Origin of the sequence: Vibrio diabolicus (genome assembly GCF_011801455.1) — a bacterium.
GTDB classification, from domain to species: domain Bacteria; phylum Pseudomonadota; class Gammaproteobacteria; order Enterobacterales; family Vibrionaceae; genus Vibrio; species Vibrio diabolicus.
Window position 1 is genome coordinate 1,270,454 of sequence record NZ_CP042451.1, and the last position, 25,145, is coordinate 1,295,598.

Annotated in this window: 22 protein-coding genes; 15 read left to right on the top strand and 7 right to left on the bottom strand. The window is 44.6% G+C overall.

Annotation, left to right across the window (positions count from 1 at the left end):
- Positions 1–74: 74 nt before the first annotated feature.
- Positions 75–1,208 carry a carboxynorspermidine decarboxylase gene (nspC, locus tag FR741_RS05935; RefSeq protein WP_005394797.1) on the top strand — a complete coding sequence of 378 codons (1,134 nt, stop codon included), beginning with the start codon at positions 75–77 and terminating at the stop codon, positions 1,206–1,208.
- Positions 1,209–1,286: 78 nt separating this feature from the next.
- On the opposite strand, the gene FR741_RS05940 is transcribed toward nspC, so the two are convergent.
- Entirely contained in the window at positions 1,287–1,799 is a 513-nt protein-coding gene (locus FR741_RS05940; RefSeq protein WP_005394795.1) for a glycine cleavage system protein R, read from the bottom strand.
- A 236-nt stretch (positions 1,800–2,035) separates the two neighbouring features.
- Positions 2,036–2,938: a DUF3943 domain-containing protein gene (locus FR741_RS05945; RefSeq protein ID WP_031780425.1), complete on the bottom strand. Its 903-nt coding sequence runs from the start codon at positions 2,936–2,938 to the stop codon at positions 2,036–2,038.
- A 193-nt stretch (positions 2,939–3,131) separates the two neighbouring features.
- On the opposite strand from FR741_RS05945, the gene FR741_RS05950 reads away from it, so the two are divergent.
- A complete protein-coding gene (locus FR741_RS05950) occupies positions 3,132–4,364 on the top strand; it encodes a CinA family nicotinamide mononucleotide deamidase-related protein (RefSeq protein ID WP_005394791.1) in 1,233 nt (410 codons plus the stop codon).
- 95 nt (positions 4,365–4,459) lie between these two features.
- Here FR741_RS05950 and yfaE read toward each other — a convergent pair whose 3' ends face one another.
- The 4 genes from yfaE to ubiG form a co-directional block, all read right to left on the bottom strand.
- Positions 4,460–4,741, bottom strand: a complete 282-nt coding sequence (gene yfaE, locus FR741_RS05955) for a class I ribonucleotide reductase maintenance protein YfaE (RefSeq protein ID WP_005376817.1) — start codon at positions 4,739–4,741, stop codon at positions 4,460–4,462.
- Positions 4,741–5,874 carry a class Ia ribonucleoside-diphosphate reductase subunit beta gene (nrdB, locus tag FR741_RS05960; protein ID WP_005376818.1) on the bottom strand — a complete coding sequence of 378 codons (1,134 nt, stop codon included), beginning with the start codon at positions 5,872–5,874 and terminating at the stop codon, positions 4,741–4,743. The genes yfaE and nrdB overlap by 1 nt, the downstream gene beginning before the upstream one ends.
- Positions 5,875–5,955: 81 nt before the next feature.
- Positions 5,956–8,238, bottom strand: coding sequence for a class 1a ribonucleoside-diphosphate reductase subunit alpha (nrdA, locus tag FR741_RS05965; protein ID WP_005394788.1), 2,283 nt, complete (start codon positions 8,236–8,238; stop codon positions 5,956–5,958).
- A gap of 501 nt (positions 8,239–8,739) precedes the next feature.
- Positions 8,740–9,447 carry a bifunctional 2-polyprenyl-6-hydroxyphenol methylase/3-demethylubiquinol 3-O-methyltransferase UbiG gene (ubiG, locus tag FR741_RS05970; protein WP_031780424.1) on the bottom strand — a complete coding sequence of 236 codons (708 nt, stop codon included), beginning with the start codon at positions 9,445–9,447 and terminating at the stop codon, positions 8,740–8,742.
- Between the two features lie 474 nt (positions 9,448–9,921).
- On the opposite strand from ubiG, the gene gyrA reads away from it, so the two are divergent.
- The 3 genes from gyrA to FR741_RS05985 all read left to right on the top strand — a co-directional run bounded on the left by gyrA (position 9,922) and on the right by FR741_RS05985 (position 13,985).
- A complete protein-coding gene (gyrA, locus tag FR741_RS05975) occupies positions 9,922–12,642 on the top strand; it encodes a DNA topoisomerase (ATP-hydrolyzing) subunit A (protein WP_167426419.1) in 2,721 nt (906 codons plus the stop codon).
- 123 nt (positions 12,643–12,765) lie between these two features.
- Positions 12,766–13,389 (top strand): TPR domain-containing protein, encoded by a 624-nt coding sequence (locus FR741_RS05980; RefSeq protein ID WP_006743142.1) that lies wholly within the window; start codon positions 12,766–12,768, stop codon positions 13,387–13,389.
- Between the two features lie 41 nt (positions 13,390–13,430).
- Positions 13,431–13,985, top strand: a complete 555-nt coding sequence (locus FR741_RS05985; protein WP_104971905.1) for a hypothetical protein — start codon at positions 13,431–13,433, stop codon at positions 13,983–13,985.
- Between the two features lie 87 nt (positions 13,986–14,072).
- On the opposite strand, the gene nrfA is transcribed toward FR741_RS05985, so the two are convergent.
- Complete coding sequence (gene nrfA / locus FR741_RS05990) at positions 14,073–15,482, bottom strand: ammonia-forming nitrite reductase cytochrome c552 subunit (protein ID WP_408646618.1); 1,410 nt, start codon at positions 15,480–15,482, stop codon at positions 14,073–14,075.
- Between the two features lie 467 nt (positions 15,483–15,949).
- On the opposite strand from nrfA, the gene nrfB reads away from it, so the two are divergent.
- From nrfB to FR741_RS06040, 10 genes are all read left to right on the top strand, one after another.
- A complete protein-coding gene (gene nrfB / locus FR741_RS05995) occupies positions 15,950–16,552 on the top strand; it encodes a cytochrome c nitrite reductase pentaheme subunit (RefSeq protein ID WP_012841633.1) in 603 nt (200 codons plus the stop codon).
- 1 nt (position 16,553) lies between these two features.
- Positions 16,554–17,240, top strand: a complete 687-nt coding sequence (gene nrfC, locus FR741_RS06000; RefSeq protein ID WP_167426421.1) for a cytochrome c nitrite reductase Fe-S protein — start codon at positions 16,554–16,556, stop codon at positions 17,238–17,240.
- Positions 17,237–18,208, top strand: a complete 972-nt coding sequence (gene nrfD / locus FR741_RS06005) for a cytochrome c nitrite reductase subunit NrfD (RefSeq protein ID WP_167426422.1) — start codon at positions 17,237–17,239, stop codon at positions 18,206–18,208. Before nrfC ends, nrfD begins: the two co-directional genes overlap by 4 nt.
- Before the next feature lie 9 nt (positions 18,209–18,217).
- Positions 18,218–20,122 carry a heme lyase CcmF/NrfE family subunit gene (locus tag FR741_RS06010; RefSeq protein ID WP_167426423.1) on the top strand — a complete coding sequence of 635 codons (1,905 nt, stop codon included), beginning with the start codon at positions 18,218–18,220 and terminating at the stop codon, positions 20,120–20,122.
- On the top strand, positions 20,100–20,633 hold the full coding sequence (locus FR741_RS06015) for a DsbE family thiol:disulfide interchange protein (RefSeq protein WP_167426424.1): 534 nt from the start codon (positions 20,100–20,102) through the stop codon (positions 20,631–20,633). The genes FR741_RS06010 and FR741_RS06015 overlap by 23 nt, the downstream gene beginning before the upstream one ends.
- Positions 20,620–21,030: a heme lyase NrfEFG subunit NrfF gene (nrfF, locus tag FR741_RS06020; protein ID WP_167426425.1), complete on the top strand. Its 411-nt coding sequence runs from the start codon at positions 20,620–20,622 to the stop codon at positions 21,028–21,030. The genes FR741_RS06015 and nrfF overlap by 14 nt, the downstream gene beginning before the upstream one ends.
- Before the next feature lie 146 nt (positions 21,031–21,176).
- Entirely contained in the window at positions 21,177–21,353 is a 177-nt protein-coding gene (locus tag FR741_RS06025) for a hypothetical protein (RefSeq protein WP_005394761.1), read from the top strand.
- 216 nt (positions 21,354–21,569) lie between these two features.
- The gene (locus tag FR741_RS06030; protein WP_005394759.1) at positions 21,570–22,226 is read left to right on the top strand and encodes a GTP cyclohydrolase II; all 657 of its coding nucleotides are present in this window, start codon (positions 21,570–21,572) and stop codon (positions 22,224–22,226) included.
- Between the two features lie 176 nt (positions 22,227–22,402).
- On the top strand, positions 22,403–23,665 hold the full coding sequence (locus FR741_RS06035) for an imelysin family protein (protein WP_046876199.1): 1,263 nt from the start codon (positions 22,403–22,405) through the stop codon (positions 23,663–23,665).
- A 97-nt stretch (positions 23,666–23,762) separates the two neighbouring features.
- Entirely contained in the window at positions 23,763–25,145 is a 1,383-nt protein-coding gene (locus FR741_RS06040; RefSeq protein ID WP_167426426.1) for a di-heme oxidoreductase family protein, read from the top strand.

The window sequence follows — 25,145 nt, forward strand, 5'->3', positions numbered from 1 at the left end:
AGCCGATGCACTTGCGTCGGCTTTGTTCGATTTTATAGTGCCTTTGCTAAGGCGAAGGGACGTAAGGTATCAAAATGCAACAAAACGAACTAAAAACGCCATACTTCATGATTAATGAAGACAAGCTGATTGAGAACCTAGAAAAAGCAAAACAGCTAAAAGACATCTCTGGTGTGAAGCTTGTATTAGCACTGAAGTGCTTCTCAACATGGGGTGTATTCGACATCATCAAGCCTTACCTAGACGGAACAACAAGTTCTGGCCCGTTTGAAGTGAAGCTTGGCTACGAAACGTTCGGTGGTGAGACACACGCATACAGTGTGGGTTACAGCGAAGATGACGTTCGCGACGTGGCGGACATCTGTGACAAGATGATCTTTAACTCTCAGTCACAGCTAGCGGCTTATCGTCATATTGTCGAAGGCAAAGCATCGATTGGCTTACGACTAAACCCAGGTGTGAGCTACGCAGGGCAAGACTTAGCAAACCCAGCTCGTCAATTCTCTCGTCTTGGTGTTCAGGCTGATCACATCAAACCGGAAATTTTTGATGGTATTGATGGCGTAATGTTCCACATGAACTGTGAGAACAAAGACGTGGATGCGTTTATCGGCTTACTCGATGCTATTTCAGAGCAGTTTGGTGAGTACCTAGATAAGCTGGACTGGGTAAGCATGGGTGGCGGCGTTTTCTTCACATGGCCGGGATACGACATCGAGAAGTTGGGTTTAGCGCTTAAAGCATTCTCAGAGAAACACGGCGTACAAATGTATCTAGAGCCGGGTGAAGCGATCATCACTAAGACAACCGATCTTGTTGTAACAGTGGTTGATATTGTGGAGAACGTGAAGAAGACGGCGATTGTCGATTCAGCAACAGAAGCTCACCGTTTGGATACGCTTATCTACAACGAGCCAGCGTCAATTCTTGAAGCATCTGAAAACGGTGAACATGAATACGTGATTGGATCGTGCTCTTGTTTAGCTGGTGACCAGTTTTGCGTGGCGAACTTCGAACAGCCTCTCGAGATCGGACAGCGTCTTCACATTCTAGATAGTGCAGGTTACACCATGGTGAAACTGAACTGGTTTAACGGTCTACGTATGCCTTCGGTTTACTGTGAACGCTCGAATGGTGACATTCAAAAACTGAATGAATTTGACTACTCTGATTTCAAACGTTCACTATCTCAGTGGTCGGTGAAATAAAACGTATTGAGTATTAGAACGACAAAGAGCAGCTGAATTGCTGCTCTTTTTTATTGGGGAAGCGTTAAAGGTGTGCAGTTAGCTTTCTACAATTACACGAGTGTCTTCACTCAGAGATTCTAACTCATTAGCCACGTCCTCTATCTCTAGCTCGCTAGGCAATTTAATCGCCATTTTTGCGCTGAATAAGCTGGAGCTTACCCCACCGCCGCCTGCAATGAATACGCGTTGGCAATCCATATCTAGAATTGAAATGCCTTGATTATCGAGAACGTGAGTAATTTCATTCACAATACCTGCTCTATCGTTGGCATCTAAGCGAAGCTGAAAGATAGTGTCTTCACGATGCGAGTGAGGATCCGAGTCAACGAACCTAACCACAAGAGTTTGACATGAAGAGAACGCCTCTTTAACGATGTCGGCATTTTCTCTTGGAAGCTCTACTTTGATGACACCTGCAACTTGATCTTCGATAAAGTTTACTTTGCTTATCAGCCATTTACCGCCATTTTCATGAGTGATTGCTGCGAGTTCTTTGATGGTTGCGGGTGACGCTTGTCCGACAAAATTAACAATAAATACGGTGTTCATAATGTCCCCTCCTGGAATAAGGTTTGGACGCAGTACGAATAAACGTGCTACTTAAGTTATTGGAATAAATCCTTTTATTTAGTGTAGGTGCTAGGGGAGGGTTATGTTTGATGAAAGTCAATTTTTGACACTAATTCGTGAAGCAAATAATTAAAACGATGTTTAGGGCACAAAAAAGCAGCCATCATAAGGCTGCTTTTCTACTGAGTATCAACTCAACTCAACTCAAGTCAAGGCTAAAATGTTACTTTTAGTTCGACACCGTAAAATTGGCTGTCGTAGTTGGCGCCTGCGTCCATTGCGAATTTTGCGACGTCTTGATTACCAAACCAAGGTGATGAATTAAATTGTAGTTCTGCACTACCGCCCCACGCATCGGTTACCCAATAATGGATATGCCCAACAGGGTTTAGGAAGAAGAGTGATACATCACCGACGGTTTCAGAGCCCATGACTTCGCCGCCGTTTGCTACAATATCTTGCTCAGCAGTGAGCATCATTTCGCCAACCACAGCACCAAAGAACGGCGTGATAAAAATATCCTGCCAAGATGGCACTTCTGCAAATGCCTCTACTCCGTACTCCCAAAAGAACGTTGACATGGTTGCGGAGTACAAGAACGACTGAAACTCGTTATAGCCAGCGTGGCGCGCGGCTGTGTAGTAAACGCCGCCAAAATAAGGGTGCATAATGTAGTTGAGGACATGTTCATCACGATCCCAAACAGGCCCGTCAGAGACATTATCTTTCCATTTTTGACCCAGCTTACTCATGTCTCGGTCTTCTTCGTCCCACTTAGTGATGCTTTCTGGAAGGAAAGTCATCATACCAACGGTTGCGATACTCAGGCCAAGAATGGTGTAGGTTTGACCCATGAGGTAATCCCAGTCTTTATCTTGAGGGATAATGAGATGTTTAGGCTGAAGCCCTGCATCAAGATTTAATGAATCATCATTATTCTGTTCAAACATAAGACCGCGATTTTGAGACTCGAAGGTGTACAGAGTCGTCGTTTCGCAGTAACCTGACAAGCAATCAGGTGTGTAAGAAAACTCCGTATGACTGGTCATATCGTACTGACTTGCGTGCGCAAGCGCTGACGAAGTCAAGCAAAGGCCAGTTAGAGTTTTCTTGAACATGGATGATTTTGACACAAAGGTCTCCGAGTTGATGGTGTGATGATCGGGCTCGCAATTATCCCTCAAAACATCAACCATTTAAATACTTGATCCTTATTTAGTCCCAATATATCTCGTCGAGATTCGTCCAAATAAAAAGAAAAATAAGCACTATAACGAATAATAGGATTGTGCTTATGTTCAGGAGTCAGTTGTGAAAATAGCAATGCTTAGTACCGGTGAGGAAGTGCTCCACGGTGATATTGTTGATACGAATGCGGCATGGTTGTCTAGCCTGTTTTATCAACATGGATTTGGCTTAACAAAGCGTTCAACGGTTGGTGATAGCCTGTCGAGCTTGGTTGAAGAGTTTTTAATGTTGAGCTTCAACAATGACGTGGTGATCGTGAATGGTGGTTTAGGGCCAACGACCGATGATATGAGTGCGGCCGCCGCAGCGAGAGCTGCTGAGTGTAAACTCGTGCTTTTCAAAGAGTGGTTGCAGCATCTAGAAAGTTTGTATGCTCGACGTGGCATCCCAATGCCAGACAGTAATTTAAAACAAGCCATGCTACCAGAAACGGCTGAGATTCTGGATAACCCGATAGGCACGGCCTGTGGTTTCAAGATGCTGATTAATGATGCCATTTTTTATTTTACGCCGGGTGTGCCAAGTGAATTTAAGCTTATGGCAGAGACGCAAATTTTGCCTGATCTGAGAAGAGCTTTTCCAGAGGTGCAAGGTTCATGTTGTAGTCGAATCTATACGTTTGGCCTTTCCGAATCCGGCATCTCGGACAAGCTTGATCAGCTAAAACTTCCTCAAGGGTATGAGCTTGGTTATCGCTCTTACTTACCTTTTATTGAAGTGAAACTCTTTGGCCCTTCTGACCAGCTTGAACAGCGTTTGAAGTTGGTACAGATGATCAATAAGCATCTTGAAAGCAATACCGTTAGTATTGATTTACCTATGGTTGAAAATGTCGGCCAGCTGTTGGTGGATAAAGAGTTAACCGTGTCGGTTTCCGAAAAAAGCAGTGGTGGATACTTAACTTATTGGTTAAATAGTGATGAAAACGCTGAAAGGCAACTTGGACATGGTTGGGTACTACCAAGCCAGACTCAAGCGATGAGCAACAGCGGAGACCCATTAGCAGAAACGTTTGCTCTGGCAGGAGCGACGCGAGAGAAGTGTGGGACGGATTTATCACTCGTCACTGGCGATATTGAAGAGGGTGTTTTTTCCGTCGCTTTATCGACACCGTCAGGCGAGTGGGGAGCGTTATATAAACTCTCGAAAAAGTATCAGCGCAATGATCAAGTTAAAGTGATCAGCACGGCAGCACTAGACTTGTTGCGTCGTTACCTAGAACGTAAACCGATGTTTGCACATTATGCATTTTTAGAGAAAGTTAAAGAGATGCATCTCCCAGGTAGTGCTTTATAACCAGAGACCTATAACAGCCTGAGAGATAAAACACGTAGATACAAAAAAGCCAAGGTAATCACCTTGGCTTTTGCGTTTTATACCGTCGAGTCACGTTATGCGCGCTGCTTTTCTTTCATCGCATAGTTAACGCCACTGAGTGACAAATCCGATTTTGCTTTACAGATACAAGGTAATATCTCATCACTTTGCGTGTAAGCCATGGCAAAACCAACATACTCCACTTCACCAGATTCCAACTTGCAGCGACAAGCGCCACAGTGCCCATCACGACAGTTGTATTCTGGTAATAAGCCAGCTTGCTCCATTGTTTCCAAAATTGTATTGGAAGGGTTGGATTCAATACTGATGAGTTTGTTGATTTTGAGTGTTGCCATTACAGCTCGAATCCTTCGAAGTCGTCTGCGCGAACTTCATTGTCAATTTGACCCACAAGGTAAGAAGAAATTTCCGCTTCTTGAGGTGCAACTTGAACGTTATCTGAAGACAACCAAGCGTTAATCCACGGGATTGGGTTGGTTGTTGCTTCTGGATAAGCTGCAGGTAGACCTACTGCTTGCATACGGATGTTGGTGATGTATTCAACATATTGGCTTAGGATGTCTTTGTTTAGACCGATCATAGAGCCATCTTTGAATAGATACTCTGCCCACTCTTTTTCTTGCTCAGCCGCTTCTTTGAATAGGTCAAAACAGTCTTGTTTTGCTTCTTCTGCGATTTGCATGAAAGTGAAATCATCCTGACCGTTACGTAGCAGGTTGATCATGTGTTGCGTACCGTTCAGGTGAAGCGCTTCATCACGTGCAATCAGTTTGATGATTTTCGCGTTACCTTCCATTAGTTCGCGTTCTGCGAAAGCGAAAGAACATGCGAAACTTACGTAAAAACGAATCGCTTCTAGAGCGTTCACAGACATCAGACAGATGTACAGTTTCTTCTTAAGGTCGTACAGACTAACCTTAACTGTTTCACCGTTAAGGACATGCTCACCTTCACCGTAGCGATGGTAATCATTCGTCGCTTGAATCAAATCGTCGTAGTAGTGCGCGATGTCTTTTGCACGCTTCAGGATGTGCTCGTTCTCAACGATATCATCAAATACCACAGCAGGGTCGTTCACGATGTTACGAATAATGTGCGTGTAAGAACGAGAGTGAATCGTTTCAGAGAAAGACCAAGTCTCAATCCAAGTCTCTAGTTCCGGCAGAGACACAAGCGGCAGCAGTGCCACGTTAGGGCTACGACCTTGGATAGAGTCTAGAAGTGTTTGGTACTTCAAGTTAGAGATGAAGATGTGCTTCTCGTGATCTGGCAGTTTGTTGTAATCGATACGGTCGCTAGATACGTCTACTTCTTCTGGACGCCAGAAGAAAGAAAGTTGTTTCTCGATAAGCTTTTCGAAAATCTCAAACTTTTGTTGGTCGTAGCGTGCAACGTTTACTGATTGACCTAGGAACATTGGTTCCTTCAATTGGTCATTCTTTTTTTGGTTAAAAGTACTGTAAGCCATAATGCCTCAATTCCTTTTAAACCTCCCCATAAGGGGAGGTTATCGATAGTCTGTCTTTACGGAGTGTTAGGTGCGGGTAGATTAAATCTTACAACCGCCGCCAGCACAATCGTCATCTTGTGGTTGAACAGCGTCTTTCTGTTCATCTTTTGCGCCATCACGAGTGTTATGGTAGTAAAGCGTTTTCACACCAAACTTGTACGCTGTTAGCAGGTCTTGAAGTAGTTTCTTCATTGGTACCTTGCCAGTCTCGTAACGTGACGGGTCGTAGTTAGTATTAGCAGAGATAGCTTGGTCAACAAACTTCTGCATAATACCCACAAGATGTAGGTAACCGTCGTTCGAACCGATGTTCCAAAGCAGTTCATAGTTGTCTTTAAGTTCAGTGAACTCAGGTACAACTTGCTTCAGAATACCGTCTTTCGAAGCTTTTACTGAAACATAACCACGTGGTGGCTCAATACCGTTAGTTGCGTTTGAAATCTGAGAAGAGGTCTCAGAAGGCATTAGCGCAGTCAGTGTTGAGTTACGTAGGCCGTGCTCCATAATTTCTTTACGTAGGCTGTCCCAGTCGTAGTGCAGCGCTTCGTCACAAATTAGGTCGATATCTTTCTTGTACGTATCAATCGGCAGTAAGCCTTTCGCGTAGTTCGTTTCGTCGAATGAAGGGCACTTGCCTTGCTCTTTCGCCAGTTCTACCGATGCTTTTAGTAGGTAGTACTGCATTGCTTCGAACGTACGGTGAGTCAGGCCATTTGCGCTACCGTCAGAGTATTTCACGCCATGCTTCGCTAAGTAGTAAGCGAAGTTGATCACACCAACACCTAGCGTACGACGGTTCATCGTCGATTTGTATGCCGCTGGTAGAGGGTAATCTTGATAATCAAGCAGTGCATCTAGCGCACGAACAACAAGATCAGATAGCTCTTCGAAATCATCTAGAGACTTGATAGCACCAAGGTTGAAGGCAGAAAGCGTACATAGTGCGATCTCGCCCGAGTCATCTTCAACGTTAGTTAATGGCTTCGTTGGCAGTGCGATTTCTAGACATAGGTTCGATTGACGAACTGGCGCTACTTCAGAATCAAATGGGCTGTGAGTATTACAGTGGTCCACGTTCTGAATGTAGATACGACCTGTTGATGCACGCTCTTGCATTAGCAGTGTGAACATTTCAATCGCTTTAACCGTTTCTTTCTTGATTGAAGGATCGTTCTCGTACTTCACGTATAGACGCTCAAACTCTTCTTGGTTTTCGAAGAATGCGTCGTATAGACCCGGTACGTCTGAAGGTGAGAATAGTGTGATGTTGCCACCCTCAACTAAACGTTGGTACATCAGTTTGTTTAACTGAACACCGTAGTCCATGTGACGAACACGGTTCTCTTCAACACCACGGTTGTTTTTAAGCACCATTAGAGAGCGAGCTTCGCCGTGCCACATTGGGTAGAATACAGTCGCTGCGCCACCACGAACACCACCTTGCGAACAACATTTTACTGCGGTTTGGAAGTATTTGTAGAACGGGATACAGCCAGTGTGGAACGCTTCACCACCGCGAATCTCTGAGCCTAATGCACGGATACGACCAGCGTTGATACCAATACCAGCGCGCTGAGATACGTAACGAACAATCGAGCTTGCTGTTGCGTTGATAGAATCAAGACTGTCGCCACACTCGATCAGAACACATGAGCTGAACTGGCGAGTAGGGGTACGTACGCCAGACATAATTGGCGTAGGTAGAGAAATCTTAAATGTCGATGTCGCATCGTAGAAACGCTTGATGTAATCAAGACGCGTTGCTTTTGGATATTTCGCAAATAGGCACGCTGCTACAAGGATATATAAGAACTGAGCACTTTCGTAAATTTGGCCCGTTACACGGTTTTGTACGAAGTACTTGCCCTCTAGCTGCTTAACTGCCGCGTATGAGAAGTTTAGGTCGCGTTTATGGTCGATGTACGCATCAAGTTCGTCGAGTTCTGCTTTTGTGTAGTCTTCTAGAATATGTTGATCGTACTTACCCATATCGACGAGTCGAGACACGTGATCATAAAGCGTTGGTGGCTCGTATTGGCCATACGCTTTTTTACGCAGATGGAATACCGCTAGGCGAGCAGCTAGGTATTGGTAATCCGGAGTCTCTTCAGAGATCAGGTCTGCCGCAGACTTGATGATTGTCTCGTGAATATCTGTCGTTGTGATGCCGTCGTAAAACTGGATGTGAGCGCGAAGTTCTACTTGAGAAACCGAAACATTATCTAGACCTTCTGCAGCCCAAGTGATAACGCGGTGGATTTTATCCAGATCGATACTTTCTTTACGGCCATCACGCTTGGTGACGGTAAGTTGTTGGTTCATTCTGCTTTATTTCCCTAAGAAAACTGATAAAAGCCGTATTTTTGTTTGTTTATGTGCAATATGAGTAAAGCTTGCGGCGGCTTTGTGATCAAAGTCTATCTATATATTGTCGCTTAAACACAACATATAGGGGTTCATTTGTTTGCGGGTTACAAGATAGTGCTATTACACTGATTTATCAAGGTACAGATCGGGGATGACTTGTGGATAACTGACAAAATGAAAAAAATCAGTAAGTGAACACTAACCGATGAGAAAAGGGCAGACTTGAATGGTTAAAAGCACGGTTTTGAGATCGGTTTAGAAATAACCGCATGCAAAAATATTTTCCTTGATCTTTGGCCGTTTTTATCTACGAAAAATAGGTTGGTTAAAATGGAATCTAGAGCACGAATTTTAGGCATAAAAAGACAAAAAAAGCGGCAACTTTGTGCTACCGCTTTCGATTCATTTTCTACAAAAAATGTCAATCACAAAACGCATTTTTTAACATAACGGCGTTCAGTATTTTTTAGTATGAACGATGTAGTTTACATCTACATTACGGCCGAGTTTGTAACTGTCATTAAGAGGGTTGTAATGCAGGCCCGTAATGCCCATTTCCGTTAGGTCTGTTTGGTCTATCATCTTCATCATTTCGGCAGGCTTGATAAACTTCTCGTGCTCGTGAGTCCCCTCAGGAACAATCTTAAGAAGCTTCTCTGCACCGACAATAGCAAACAAGTATGACTTGATGTTTCGGTTCAAGGTTGAGAAAAACACGTGACCACCAGGTTTTACTAGGGCAGCACAAGAGCGGATAACGGAGAGAGGATCTGGAACGTGTTCAAGCATCTCCATACAAGTCACGACATCGTAAGTCCCTGCGTTTTCTATAGCGTGGTCTTCTATTGTGCTCTGAATGTAGGTCAGTTGAGTACCTGTTTCTAATGCATGTAGTCGTGCGACTTCTAAAGGTTCTTTGCCCATATCAAGTCCAGTAACAATAGCGCCTTCTTTCGCCATGCTTTCAGCAAGAATGCCACCACCACAGCCGACATCAAGTGCACGCTTGCCAAACAAGCCATTTGCTTTTTCAAGTACATAGTTCAAACGAAGGGGGTTAATTTGATGAAGTGGCTTAAACTCGCCTTCTAAATCCCACCATCGAGAAGCCATGTCCTCGAATTTCTTAATTTCACTTGGGTCGACGTTTTGTGCTTTAGTCATAATTGGTTTTATTGCATTCAATCTGAGTCCTTTAGAGGGCGCCAGTATACTCCAACGTTTTATCCCCAAACAACCTCGATGTGCTTAGTGAAGGGACAATGACAGAGTTCACTGGCGCGGCAAACGCGACAGGTTCCTGTAATTTTGAAAGCGCTAGCTATTGTTTTTGGTTCATCCTTGAACTAGTGCCAGTGACAATACTCTAAAACCTGCATTTTCGCGTTGTGTGGTTAAAGGAATTTACCTCGCTTTTCCGCGTAAAGAGTCCGATTTTGCTCAATATTGACCGAAATATAACCACTAATCAGAAAGATATGGGATGAGTGTGCAAATTCTCGACATTTGATTCATAACCAAGCTCACAACCTGATAAAAGGAGAGGGAAAGTGATGCCGAAGTGATGAATTGTGTGTTATATTTTTGCACCTTACACGTATCGTAATTACGATCAGATAATAGAGGGATAATGGCTCTATGAGCGATTTAGCTAAAGAGATCACGCCCGTAAACATTGAAGATGAGCTTAGAGGTTCATATCTAGACTATGCGATGTCAGTCATCGTGGGTCGTGCTCTTCCAGATGTGCGTGATGGCCTAAAACCAGTACACCGCCGCGTTTTATTCGCGATGAACGTACTAGGCAACGATTGGAACAAACCATATAAAAAATCAGCCCGTGTTGTCGGCGACGTAATCGGTAAATATCACCCACACGGTGATAGTGCTGTGTACGACACAATCGTACGTATGGCTCAGCCGTTCTCGCTTCGTTACATGCTGGTCGATGGTCAAGGTAACTTTGGCTCGATCGATGGCGACTCTGCTGCGGCAATGCGTTACACCGAAGTTCGAATGGCAAAAATTGCCCATGAACTATTGGCTGACCTAGACAAAGAGACCGTAGACTACGTACCAAACTACGACGGTACTGAGCAGATCCCAGCGGTTCTTCCAACTAAAATTCCAAACCTATTGGTTAACGGTGCTTCTGGTATCGCAGTAGGTATGGCAACCAACATCCCGCCTCATAACCTTGGCGAAGTGATCGATGGCTGTCTTGCATACATCAATAATGAAGAAATCACTATTGATGAACTAATGGATTACATTCCTGGTCCTGATTTCCCAACGGCGGCGCTGATCAGCGGTCGTAAAGGCATTGTAGACGCGTACAAAACAGGTCGCGGCAAAATCTACATGCGTTCGAAAGCGGACATCGAAGTGGAGAAGAATGGTAAAGAAACCATCATCGTCACTGAGATCCCATATCAGGTAAACAAAGCTCGCTTGATCGAAAAGATCGCTGAGCTAGTTAAAGATAAGAAAGTTGAAGGCATCAGTGCACTACGCGACGAGTCAGATAAAGACGGTATGCGTATTGTTATTGAATGTAAGCGCGACGCTGTGGGCGAAGTGGTTCTAAACAACCTATACGCTCAGACTCAGTTGCAAACCACTTTCGGTATCAACATGGTGGCCCTAAACAATGGCCAACCACAGCTATTCAACCTGAAAGATATGTTGAAGTGCTTCGTTGATCACCGTCGTGAAGTTGTGACTCGTCGTACTATTTTCGAACTACGTAAAGCGCGTGAACGTGCCCACATCCTTGAAGGTCTGGCACTTGCACTAGCGAACATCGATGAAATCATCGACCTAATTCGTAAAGCGCCGACTCCTGCTGAAGCAAAAGCGGGTCTTATTGCTCGTGGTTGGGATTTAGGCAACGTTTCAGCAATGCTAGAGCGTGCAGGTACTGATGCAGCACGCCCTGAGTGGCTAGAGCCTCAATATGGTATCCGCGATGGTCAGTACTTCCTGACTGAGCAACAAGCACAAGCAATTCTAGATCTACGTTTACATAAACTAACAGGTCTAGAACACGAGAAGATTCTTGGCGAATACAAAACACTTCTAGAAGAAATCGCTGAACTCATGCATATCCTTGCAAGCACTGAGCGTTTGATGGAAGTGATCCGCGAAGAACTTGAAGCGGTTCGTGACGGCTTTGGTGATGCTCGTCGTACAGAAATCACAGCTGCGAGCCATGATATCGACATGGAAGAGCTGATCGCACGTGAAGACGTTGTGGTTACTCTATCGCACGGTGGTTACGTTAAGTACCAAGTACTGAGCGACTACGAGTCACAGCGCCGTGGTGGTAAAGGTAAGAGTGCGACCAAGATGAAAGATGAAGACCATATCGAGCGTCTTCTAGTGGCGAATACCCACGATAACATCTTGTGTTTCTCTACTCGCGGTAAAACATACCGTCTGAAAGTTTACCAATTGCCTCTAGCGAGCCGCACTGCTCGTGGTAAGCCAATTGTGAACATCCTTCCACTAGAAGAAGGTGAGCGCATTACCGCGATTCTGCGTGTTGATGAATTCTCTGAAGACAAATTCATCTTCATGGCAACAGGTGACGGTACGGTTAAGAAAACGCCGTTGAACCAATTTGCAAATGTTCGTTCAAATGGCCTGATTGCGGTAAACCTACGTGAAGACGATTCGTTAATCGGTGTGGATATCACTAACGGCGAAAACGAAATCATGCTGTTCTCTAAAGCGGGTAAAGTGGTTCGCTTTAAAGAAGCAGAAGAAATTCCAGTACTTGACGAAAATGGTAAGCCAGTTCTTGATGAGAACGGTCAGCCAGAGATCAAGTTTAAAGGTGTTCGTCCTATGGGTCGTACCGCCTCTGGTGTTCGTGGTATGAAACTGGCTGAAAATGACCAAGTTGTATCACTTATCGTTCCTTCACACGAAGGCGACATCCTAACGGTTACAGAAAACGGTTATGGTAAACGTACAGCGCTGAGCGAGTACCCGACAAAAGGTCGTGGCACTCAAGGTGTCGTTTCTATCAAAGTTTCTGAGCGAAACGGCCCGGTAGTTGGTGCTATCCAGGTTGTTGAAGGTGATGAAATGATGATGATCACCGACGCTGGTACGCTAGTACGTACTCGTGTTGGTGAAGTTAGCCAGGTTGGTCGTAACACGCAAGGTGTAACGCTTATCCGTACTGCGGAAGACGAATCTGTTGTTGGTTTGCAACGTATCGAAGAAGTTGATGACGAAGAGCTGCCTGCTGGTGAAGAAGCAGAAGCGTTAGAGTCAACAGACGAAAATACGCAGCAAGATACTCCAGAAGCGCCAGCCGCTGATGATGCAGAGGAAGGTAACGAAGAGTAATCTTTCGTCACTATTCTAATGTAAAAAGCCGAGCCTCAGTTGCTCGGCTTTTTTGTACCTGTATCAACGCAATACAAGCATTAAACCAGTACACTAATACTCAGTTTGTCTAGGGAGCGCGTTATGTCTGTTTGGTTTTTCATTGCCATCACTTTGATGGGATTATTCGTCGTCGTATTATCGCTCAGCGCTTCAAGAGTAAGAGCGGCACAATGGTTCGGTTTTTGTGCTTTGGTACTAGTGTTAACCAGCGCTAGCTTCTTATTGTTGCGTCAATCTCCTCCACAACCTATTCAAGCTGAAGTCTCTCGAATGATGACTGCTCGCGATATCATGCAGGAAATTCAAGACCAATTACGTGAAGACCCAAACAATGCCGAATTGTGGTTTCAGTTAGGGCAGGGCTACCTGCTAGAGGGAGAACTGGATGGCGCACTGATTTGTTTTGATTACGCCATCCAACTAACTGAGCCAGTCGGTGCCACGCAACTTGCTGCGAAAGCAACGACCTTATACTACATTCACCAGCAATCAATGACGCAAGAAGTCAGTTTGCTTCTAGAACAAGCTTTGCAGATAGAACCGCATAATGAAGCGGCTTTGTCGTTGATTGCCAATGATCATTTTCTGTCATTCCGCTTTCAGGAAGCCATTGATACTTGGGTGCTATTACTCGACTCGAACGACCCAAGCTTAGATCGAGTACAAATTATTAACTCGATCAATAAAGCGAAAGAGCTGTTGTAGGCGTAGACTCTAATAAGTAATAGAAGAAAGGTGGGGGACGAATGAAGAATAAAGCGTTCGGAATATTTGTGGTGCTGTGCGGCTCCGTGTTAGTGGGTTGTAGCTCTTCCGAACATTCTGGCACCTCATCTACGGTTTATTACTCTTCCGGTTATTACGACCCTTGGTGGTACGATCATGACGACTACTGGATTTATTACTATCCGGGTTGTTGCGACAACGACGATGAATACAAAGAGAAACTAGAAGAGTGGTGGAATGGCTTGGATGAAGAGCAACAGCAATCCATCAAAGACAAAGTCGAAGATTGGAAAGACGATGATATGTCCGCCAATATCGATAACATGAAGCGACAGCTTGACGATCATTGGCAATCGCTGCCTGACGAGCAAAAGCAGGAGATTCAAACCAAGTGGGAGAACCGCCCCGAGCGCATCGAGCCTACGGCTTTACAAGACAAAGCCGTGGCAGAAAAGCTTCAACAAAGAAAAGCATTGCCGGAAACGAAGATCCAGCGCCCAGTTACACGCCCAAATGTGCAGATGCCTAAAACACGTCCACATATTCAGCCTAGGCCGAGACTTCCTCGTCGCTAATCTGTTTTCCTCTGCCTTCTATCAAACAAAAAGGGCGCAACGTGCGCCCTTCGTTTTATCCATTTAACCTAGTGTAATCGATACTGATCAGTACGTTGCTTCGCGCTCAGCAGCTGCTTTATCCCATTCTGGTGCCACCGTTTCTAGGAAGTGTTTCTTGTCTGCGTTCATCTTTTCCATATCCATACCTAGTGCTTGTTGCGCTTTTGCTTTGGTCGAGATATCTGGAATTTGAACTGGGTCAGTAATACCTTTTGTTGCCAGTAAACGAACTAACTTAGTACGAGCGTCAGCAGCGCGATCAACTGCGGTACCGAGTACTTCAAGTGCTACCTCAGGAGCATGCATGTGAACACCGTGAGAAGCAATCGCGTAGTCCCAACGCCATTGTGCATGGCGAATATCTTGTAGGATAGGTTGCATCTCTTCTTCTGTTGCCCCTGCTTCCCATGCTGCACCAGCTTCAAAGTGCGCCGCCACAATTTGCTTCTCGGCGGTTAGCTTCATGTTTAGTACTTGCGCTTTGCGAGTCGAAACGATGCCTTGTAGCTGCTCTTTGGTTTGAGTATGGCATTGCGCACAGGTGTCTTCAAAACGATCAAACGGGTTACCCACTTTGTGGTCAGTGTATACCGTACCGTCTTCTTTGGTTACTTTAGGCATGTGACAGTCCACACACACCACTTTGTTTTTGCCATGAATACCCGCTCTCCAAGTTTCGAAACCTGGGTGTTGTGCCTTGAGCATTGGTGCTTTTGAAACGGCGTGCGTCCAATCTTTAAAGTTCAACGCGTCGTAGTATTTCTCCATATCAGCGACGTTGGTCCCCATGTCCCACGGGAATTTGACTGCTTTAGTCGGACCTGTGAAGTAGTACTCGACATGACATTGAGCGCAGACTGACGCTTGTTTATCTAAGCGAGATTGTTGGTCAAAATTTTTGCCGATGGTGTCAAAAGCACGCTCGACGTATGGGCGAGTCAGTGCCAGTGCGGGTTCGCCCTTCTTGAAGGCTTCAGAACCCGTATTGTGACAGTCGGAACAACCGATAGGGTTGACGATTTCTGAGCCCAAGCGCGCCCATTTACCTTCAAAATAGCCGTCTTCACCGCGCTCTTCAATTACGCGGGCGACATCTGGGCTTTTACAACTCCAACAAGCCATCGGCATTGGCCCGGAGTTTTCGTCTGCTGGTGCGCCAGTTCTGAGGGTTTGCCTCACATCATCAAGCGCGTAAAAGTGACCGCGCGCTTTGTTGTAGTCTTTAGCAAAACCATAACCAGCCCACAAGATCACCATGTTTGGGTCTTCACTTAAGGCATCTTCAATATGCTCGCTTTCCGATGTGGCTTTCCAAGAGTAATATTGGTCAGGATGGTTTTGTTCAAAGGTATCATTGCGAGGCTCTATGAGACCAGTATCTTCTGCCGCCAAAGGAGCACCAACCAAAAATAATTGGCTGGCGAATAAGGTCGCAACCGCGATAGGTGCGCTCATCCAGTGTTTTATGCTCACGGTGTTATCTCCATATTCGTTTTTATTAGCAGCGTTGTGAGGAGCTATTCCAAATAAGAATCGGAGATCTATCGTTAATATTAATAGTGAATTGAATAGATGAAATAGTGACCGAAATTGGCCTTGTTTTAGATCAATTTATGCTAGTGATCTTAATCATGTTTAAGTTCATATACCCCTAAAGTGGTATGTTGTAATCCCCTTTAATCACAGCGTGTTATGGGTATAACCATTCTAAAAATAAGGTGATTAAGGTCGCTTTTTGAACATGTGATTCTACCTCTTAGGAATTATAGAGGTATTATAAATGCAGGTTTAGCGTTGTGGCTTTCCAAAATAAGAATTGATGTCATTTGAAGGTGTAAAAATATCTTCAGAGGAAATTAATTGTTGCTCAAATAATAGTTGATAAGAGTTATCAATTATTATCGAGCTAAGGAAAGAAAAATATGGGCAATATAAAATTGACCATAGAGACAATGCTGAAATTTCTCTTCATCTTTGCCATCTATGGTTTTTTCACCGCCGCCCATGCGACTTCTTCAGAGCCAGTTGAAGGTGCTCAAGCTGAGCGTCATCAAGTCGAGTTGATTCGTGACCGAGACTATAAATGTCTTCAATGTCATAAGGATGCTAAAGATACTCTGAATCTATCGCATGATTCGCAAGCGTTATTGAGTCAAGGTAAGCAGCTCAATTGCACTAACTGTCACAGCAACATCGGCCCTGATCACCGTGAAGGTGCACCCGATGTGATTAAGTTTTCTGCTGCGCAATCGAAAGCGGTGCACGACAAAGTGTCCCTTGACCCAAGCTTGATTCTCAAAGCTAATAGCCAGTGTGTGGATTGTCACGCGCCACTTAAGTTAAGAGAAAAGCATTGGACGCACGATGTGCACGCCAAGAATCTCACTTGTTCAAATTGCCACGATGTACACGCAGCGAAAACCAAAGCGTTGTCGTACGACAGAAAACAACTGATCAAGCAGTGTGTGGATTGTCACTCTGAATTTGCCGTCGAACCTGAACTTGCCAAAGAAGAGGAGAGATAGCATGAAATGTTCGAGAAGAAACTTTTTAGCCGGCAGCGGCGCGTTGATTTTAACTACAGGCGTTGCGGGCACTTCCGTTGTTAGCTCCTCTCTTTATGCCAGCAACAGTGAACAAGCGAAGCGCATGGGTATGGTTCATGATGAAAATGCCTGCATTGGCTGTACCGCTTGTACCGATGCTTGTCGCGAAGTAAATAAAGTCCCTGAAGGCGTGACGCGACTTAAAATTCATCGCAGTGAACCGATTGGCGAATTCCCAGATGTGGAATACCAGTTTACTCGCGAATCCTGTCAGCACTGTGATAATCCACCATGTGTCTATGTGTGCCCAACAGGCGCAGCATACAAAGATGAAGCGACGGGCATTGTGGATGTACACAAAGAGAAATGTGTCGGATGTGGTTATTGCCTTGCTGCTTGTCCTTATCAAGTGCGCTTCTTTAATCCAGTCGATCACTCTGCGGATAAATGTAACTTCTGCCGCGATACCAACCTGGCGCAAGGTAAGCAGCCAGCTTGCGTGGAATCTTGCCCAACAAAAGCACTCATCTTTGGTGATTTAAATGACCCAGCTAGCGAGGTGAGCAAAGCTATCGAAAGCCATGTTGTCTATCGCGATAAATCGCATTTAGGTACGCAGCCTAAACTGTACAAAATTCCGCATAGTAAAGGGGAGGTGTCATCATGAACGGCTTCGAAAGTGCATTCCACTTTGACTCGTTAGTCTGGGATTGGATTATTGCGATTTACTTATTCCTCGCTGGGATGTCAGCAGGTGCGGTGATGATTTCTATCTATTTAAAACGCAAAGTGATTGAAGGTGATCCCGCAAACAATGGCATTATAAAAGCAATGGCTTGGCTAGCGCCATTTGGCATTATTTCTGGCTTAGTGATTTTGATTTTCCACTTAACTAAACCGCTTGAGTTTTGGAAGATCATGATTTACTACAACCCGACTTCCGTGATGTCGATGGGCGTTGTCTTGTTCCAAGTGTACATGCTAGTGCTGTTTGTTTGGATCGGCGTTATCTTCCGTCATCAAATCATCAGCTTCTGCGAAGGAAAGTTGCCGAGTAAATTATTGGATTTTGCCGATGGCATCTTGATTAAAGCAGGGAAAGCCAACAACGCAATTGAATTATTCTTGGGCTTCTTAGCCATCGTGCTTGCGGCATACACCGGCTTTTTATTGTCTGCATTGAAGACTTACCCAATGCTAAACAATCCAGTACTGCCAATCTTGTTCCTGTTCTCTAGTCTGTCATCTGGCGCAGCAGCATGCTTGATGTTCGGCGTCTTGGTATTTAAAGAGTCGACCAGCAGCCCAAGTGTGTCTTGGGTACACGGATTTGAACGCCCAGTAGTATTGTTTGAGCTGTTTGTCTTAGTGACATTCTTTACTGGGCTTATCTTTAGTGGCGGGCAAAATGAAGCCGCGGCTTGGAATGCCATTTCGAGTGGGTTCTGGGCTCAGTGGTTCTGGGTTGGGGTGGTGCTCATCGGAATGATCACACCGTTGACACTAAACTGGCTAACGCCTTCAGAAGTTCGTCATAGGGGAAGTTACGTTTTTGCGGTCACAACGTTGAGCTTGGTTGGCGTACTCATGCTGCGTACTTTCATTCTCTATGCTGGTCAAATGACCATCGTGTAAGGAGGCAAAATGGAGGCTGAGCTCGGTTTCTTTTTGTTGATATTGGTGGCTGTCGCATCGACATGTGCGACGCTGCTGCATTGGGTTTGCTTTACGCTGAGGAAGAAGGGAGTGTTGCCACACCAAACCGCAACGTCTCATATTATCAGCTTAGCCTCCTTAGTTTGTTTGGCGCTTTTGATAGTCTGTTTTATTCAGGATAATTTTGCGCTTGAGTATGTGGTTACACACTCGAACAGCCAGTTACCTATCGCGTTTAAGATTGCAGCTGCTTGGGGCGGCCATCAAGGGTCTATGTTGTTTTGGGTGGTTACGTTGAGCTTATGGGCCTCTTTTATTGCTATCAAGTCGCCAGTTTGCACTCAATATACAGGCGATTGCTTGGGTATCATGAACTTACTTATTGCTATTTTCGCTTGGTTTACCCTCACCACGTCTAATCCTTTTGAGTATGCTCAGACGCTAGCGTTGGAGGGACGAGATCTCAATCCGATGTTGCAAGATATCGGGCTTATTATTCATCCGCCGCTGTTGTATTTGGGTTACGTTGGTTATGCCGCGATACTGGCGTTCGCTTTAGCTGCGTTATTAGCGAAACGACCTATAAATGAATGGTATGGTGTTGCCCGTAGTGCCGCTTTCTTTGCTTGGGGTACGCTAACAATTGGAATTTTGATCGGTGCTTGGTGGGCATACAATGAATTAGGTTGGGGCGGGTGGTGGTTTTGGGACCCGGTAGAAAACGCGTCTTTGCTGCCTTGGTTAATGGGTACTGCATTACTGCATAGTGGTGTGTTGTCGAAGCGTAATAAAGGAGCAATTTGGAGCACCTACGCATTGGCTTTTGCGACGTTCAGTTTGAGTATTCTCGGCACATTTGTGGTGAGATCAGGTGTATTAACCTCAGTACACGCGTTTGCGGTTGATCCAACCAAAGGTGTAGTACTTCTTGCTGTTCTCAGCGTTTTGGTGGTTGTCACTTTTGGTGTGCTCATTGTGCGAGGGCTACATATTCCTCGTTTTACGCTCGATTCGTTAATAAGTCGTGCCTACATGGTATACATCGCTATTGGACTTCTCGTTGTTTGTATGGCGATTGTTTTCCTCGGTACCTTTTACCCAATGCTCTATCAACTGCTTGGCTTGGGTAATATATCCGTTGGGGCACCTTACTTTAACAGCCTCGTTTTTCCCCTTACATTACTTACTCTGACCTTTCTCGCCTTTATGCCCGTGTTGAAGTGGACGAAAGGAGCCAGTCCTCATGCCGTTAAAACCATTGGGTTTGTCGGTATTCATGTTATTGCGGTTAGTACTATTTTCGTTTTTACTACAAAAGAGCTTCATATAACGACTTTGATTACTCTGGTATTAGCGACGTGGGTAGTGGTTTCTCATTTGCTTTTGCTGTTTTGTGCAGAAAACAAGAGCAAATTAATGCCTATGCTTCTTGCTCATATTGGCTTTGCGTTGGCTGCAAGCGGAGCAGTATTTAATAGTGACTATTCGTATGAATACAACTTACGGGCAGAGCCTGGTAGCTCGTATCAAAAAGCGGGTATCACCGTTGATTATCATGGAATTGAATGGTTAGTTGGGCCGAACTACACCGCAGAACAGGGAAGTGTTGATCTTTATTTGGAGAGCGGTAAGGCGTTGAACTTTCAACCCGAGAAACGGCATTACCCTGTACGCGTGATGAATATGACCGAGCCCGCTATTCGATCACTATGGCATGGAGACTACTACATCACTTTGGGTGACAAGCTCGACAACAGCGCCTACGCAATTAAAGTGCAATATCGGGCGGGTATCTGGTGGATATGGTTTGGTGGCGCTTTAATCGTAATAAGTGCTTTGGGGAGTATGATGAATCTAAGGGGAAAAGGTAATGAGATCGAAAAATACGCTTAAACTGATCGTTCTCATATTGCTAGTTGCGATTTTTGTTGTCACCGCGACATTGGCATTATCCGATAGACCAAACGTAGAAATACAACAAAATCGTGTGTTATCTATCCCGGATTTTACCGCTTACTCACTCATTTCAGGCAATCGAATCACCGATGCAGTACTAGAAAATCAAGGTTATGTGCTATTGAATGTTTGGGCGTCTTGGTGTGGTGTTTGTAAACAAGAACATGATGATTTGCTCAAATTAGCTCGACGAGGTGTGCCCATTGTTGGCCTTAACTATCGAGATAAAGAGAGCGCGGCTAAGCGCTATTTGAGCTCTTTACACAATCCATATACCGAAGTTATATCCGATCCTAATGGGCAACTGGCGGTTGAACTTGGTGTAGTAGGAACGCCTGAAACTTACTTAATTGATCAAAGTGGCAATGTTTTGATCAAATATAGAGGTAAGTTAACAATAGACAAATGGAACTCGTTATTTTCGGGGTATTTTAATGTCTCACTTTAAATATGCTTACTTCATTATTGTTTTGTTTTCTTTGTGTTCTTCTTGGGTCAAAGCAGAGCAAATTACGCAGCATGTTGATCTGTTTGAATTTCATTCCGTTGAACTGCAACGAAGAGCAACCGCATTAGCCAAGGCTTTACGATGCCCGCAATGTCAAAACCAAAACCTTGTTGAATCTAATGCACAAGCCGCTAAAGATTTAAGATTGAAAGTGTACTCGATGGTAAACGAAGGAAGCACGGATCAAGAGGTAAAAGATTATTTGGTTCAGAGATATGGGAATATCGTTTTGTATCAGCCACCATTTAATTATTCGACAGCGGCGTTGTGGATCTTTCCTCTATTACTTTTGATCTTTTTTATCCTATTTTCGATCAAAATGATAAAGCGTCAATAATGTGACCACTATTCCACTATGGGAAATAAATCGTGCAGATAACAAACAGAATGTTATCATTTTTCCGAATTTATGAAGATTCCAGTATAAAGAAAATCAACGATTTGAGCTGGAGAAGTAATAAAAGAACTAAGTAGGTGCACGCAGTGGATTCAGTTATATTACAGTTAAAAAAAGACTTTTATTCGCAGATTCGTGCATTGCAAACCTCGAAACTGCCTCAAGTTACATCGTCTCTTGCCGTATTAACCGAAGAAGAAATTCAAGAACTCGAAGCGGTATGGATAGAGCTTACGGTTTGGAAACGTAGCCAAACACATTAAATCATCACCCCTACATGCAACTCATTATCAACCCCAGACAAAATTTGTCTGGGGTTTTTTATTGTAGTTTTTCAAAATTGTTATACTATAACAATTCGTCAGCGCGGGGAGTCGTTCTCTTTGGCTGTCTTTAGGGGATAACTGCTCTCAATTGTGATCTCTATATTGAAAAATGCGGTATCAATCCCCATAGTTGAAGAGCAATGAGTGAATCCCATGAATGCAATAACGAAAACGCATCAAGCGCATCAAGCAATAAATCGAGTGAGTATAGATATGGCGGAAGTACGTGCCAGAGTAGATTTTAAAGTCGGGGCTAAAAGTAATATCGATGCTGAAATCCTGTCTTTTCGTGGCCTGAAGACAGATAAAGAGCATGTGGCAGTTATCTTTAGGCAAGCGGATCAAACGCAAGAAACGCCTTTGGTGCGTATGCATTCAGAATGTCTTACTGGTGATGTTTTTCACTCATCCCGCTGTGATTGCGGCGAGCAATTAGAAGAAACCATTCAACGCATGGGCGAATCTGGCGGTATTATTTTATACCTACGTCAGGAAGGTCGTGGTATTGGTCTATACAATAAGATTGATGCGTACCGTTTGCAAAGCCAAGGTATGAACACCTATGAAGCAAACAACCATTTGGGTTTTGACGATGACCTTCGTGATTTCACTGAAGCAGCGCAAATGCTCGAAGCATTAGGTGTGAGTAAAATTCGCCTTGTGACCAACAACCCTAAGAAAATCCGTGAATTAGCAGAATACGGCATCGAGATTGTTGAGGTTGTCAATACCTCTGCGCATATTAAAGATGGTAATGAAAGCTACCTAAAAGCAAAAGTTTCTCATGGTAAGCACAATCTAAAATTCTGATTTTATTTATTAAATCATCAGTTTTGCATGTTAAAAGCCTCACAATGATGAGGCTTTTTTTGTATCTAGAGTTGAAAATAAATTGTAAATTTGTATTATCTCGTGACTAATAGTGCAAATAAGAATAATTAGCACTACGAATAAAACAAATAAATTGCTCAACAAGGATGCTTCAGATGAATGCAAAAACAGTTTTAGTCCAATCTATTGCTGCATCACTCCTCATTGCCAGTGGTTCTACCGTTGCTGCCCAAGTAACGAAACAACAAGTCGTTGAACATTATGCAGACGTTGCACATGCAGTCTTTGCTGACTCAGTGACAACGGCGAAAACGCTCGACGTAAAAATCGACGAATTCCTAAAATCGCCATCAGCGGATAAGCTTGAAGAAGTAAAACAAGCGTGGCTAGACTCTCGCGTTCCGTACCAACAATCTGAAGTATTCCGTTTTGGTAACGCGATTGTTGATGACTGGGAAGGGCAGTTAAATGCATGGCCACTTGATGAAGGCCTAATTGACTACGTAGCGACAGATTACCAATATGAACTCGGTAACGAAGGCGCTGCTGCAAACATCATCGCAAACACCAGTTTACAGATTGGTGCTTCTAAACTAGACGTTTCAAACATTACTCCAGAATTGCTAGCGGATCTCAACGAAGTAGGTGGTTCTGAGGCAAACGTTGCGTCAGGTTACCACGCGATTGAATTCTTACTTTGGGGTCAAGACCTAAACGGCACAAACGCAGGCGCAGGTCAGCGCGCTTACACAGACTTCGTTGTCGGTTCTGAGTGTACGAATGGTCACTGTGACCGTCGTGGTGAGTACCTAAAAGCGGCAGCCGATCTACTGGTTCAAGACCTTGAATGGATGGAAAAACAGTGGTCTGCGGAAGTGAAAGGCAACTACCGTGAAACGCTTCTTAATGATTCTGCGGATAATGGCCTACGTAAAATGTTGTTCGGTATGGGTTCATTGTCTTTAGGTGAGCTTGCTGGTGAGCGTATGAAGGTGGCGTTGGAAGCAAACTCGACAGAAGATGAGCACGATTGTTTCTCAGACAATACGCACAACTCTCATTACTACAACGAGCAGGGCATCTATAACGTTTACACAGGTCTTTACAAGCGTGAAGACGGCACATTGCTTTCTGGTCCGAGTATTGCTGACCTAGTGGCTCAAAAAGACAAACAAGCAGCCAAAGAGATCCAGAAGCAGTTTGATGTTACGCGTAATCAAGTTGGTAAATTGGTTACGTCTGCGGAGAAGAACAACCAACACTTCGACCAGTTAATTGCAGCGGGTAATGCACAAGGCAACACGTTAGTGAATGACACCATCATGTCATTGGTTGCTCAAACCGGTTCAATTGAACGTGCTGCGGGTATCATTGGCATTGATAGCCTAAGCCCTGATACTGCAGACCACGAGTTTTAATCAAAGTACAAAAAATAATTGAAAGGGCTCGTTTGAGCCCTTTACCGTTTTAACTCGCTGTTATCCCACCCCTCTTGTTGTGTTTTAGAGCAATGATATGAAGCCTTACTTAATTTCGGCCTTGGCCGTGATCTTTTCTTCTACTGCTATCGCGTATGATGTGAAATCTGGTGGACAAACGAGCGTGAAAAAAGAAGGCGCCAACGCGTATTCTCTTCCTGCCGCGAACCTTCCTATGAGTAAACGTCTTGATTTTAGCGTGGGCAATAGTTTTTTCCGCAACCCTTGGGTACAAGCGCCAGCGTCTACCGATGCCAGAGATGGTTTGGGACCTCTTTTCAATACAAATGGTTGTCAAAACTGCCACATCAAAGATGGTCGTGGTCATCCTCCAGAGCAAAATGATTTGCATGCGGTGTCCATGTTAGTGCGTTTGAGCATCCCTGCGATGACGTCAGAACAAAAAACAGCGTACATCAGAGACGGCGTTATACCTGAGCCGACTTATGGCGGCCAGCTCCAAGACTTTGCCCTGCAAGATCAAACGCCAGAAGGAAAAATCGAAATCACGTACACCGATGTGCCAGTGAAGTTTAAAGACGGCGCGACGGTGACACTAAGAAAACCTCATTTGAATATTACCGATCTAGGTTACGGCGATATGCACCCTGATACGGAATTTTCAGCGCGTGTTGCACCGCCAATGATCGGCCTTGGTTTGTTAGAGAGTATTCCTGACGAAACGCTACTTGCATGGGCTGATGCACAAGATGCAAATAAAGACGGTATCTCAGGTAAAGTAAACAAGGTTTGGGATATTGAGAAGGACGACTTCTCGATTGGTCGTTTTGGCTGGAAAGCCGGACAACCGACGTTAATGCAGCAAAATGCAGCAGCATTCAATGGTGATGTGGGTCTGACGAGCCATTTATTCCCCAATGAAAACTGTACCTCGAAACAAAGTATTTGTGACGACATGCCAAATGGCGGCAAACCCGAAGTGAGTGAAAATATTCTCGACTTCGTTGAGTTTTACAGCCAGCACTTAGCCGTACCTATTCGCCGAAATATGAACGATCCTAGCGTGAAACTCGGTCAGAAAATCTTTGCGGCTTCTGGCTGTGAAAGCTGCCATAAGACCAGTGTCAAAACGGCGAAGCGACCAGAGTTACCAGCGCTTTCTGAGCAGCTTATCCATCCATATACAGACATGCTTCTGCATGACATGGGTGAAGGTTTAGCCGATAACCGTCCTGAGTACTTAGCAAACGGCCGTGAATGGCGAACGGCACCCCTATGGGGCATTGGTTATACCGAAGAAGTAAACGGGCATAGTTACTTCTTACATGATGGCCGCGCCCGTAATCTGATGGAAGCGGTATTGTGGCACGGCGGTGAAGCGGAAACGGCCAAACAAAACGTGCTAGCACTGAACAAAAAAGAACGTGATGCATTGATTGCGTTTCTGAATTCTCTATAA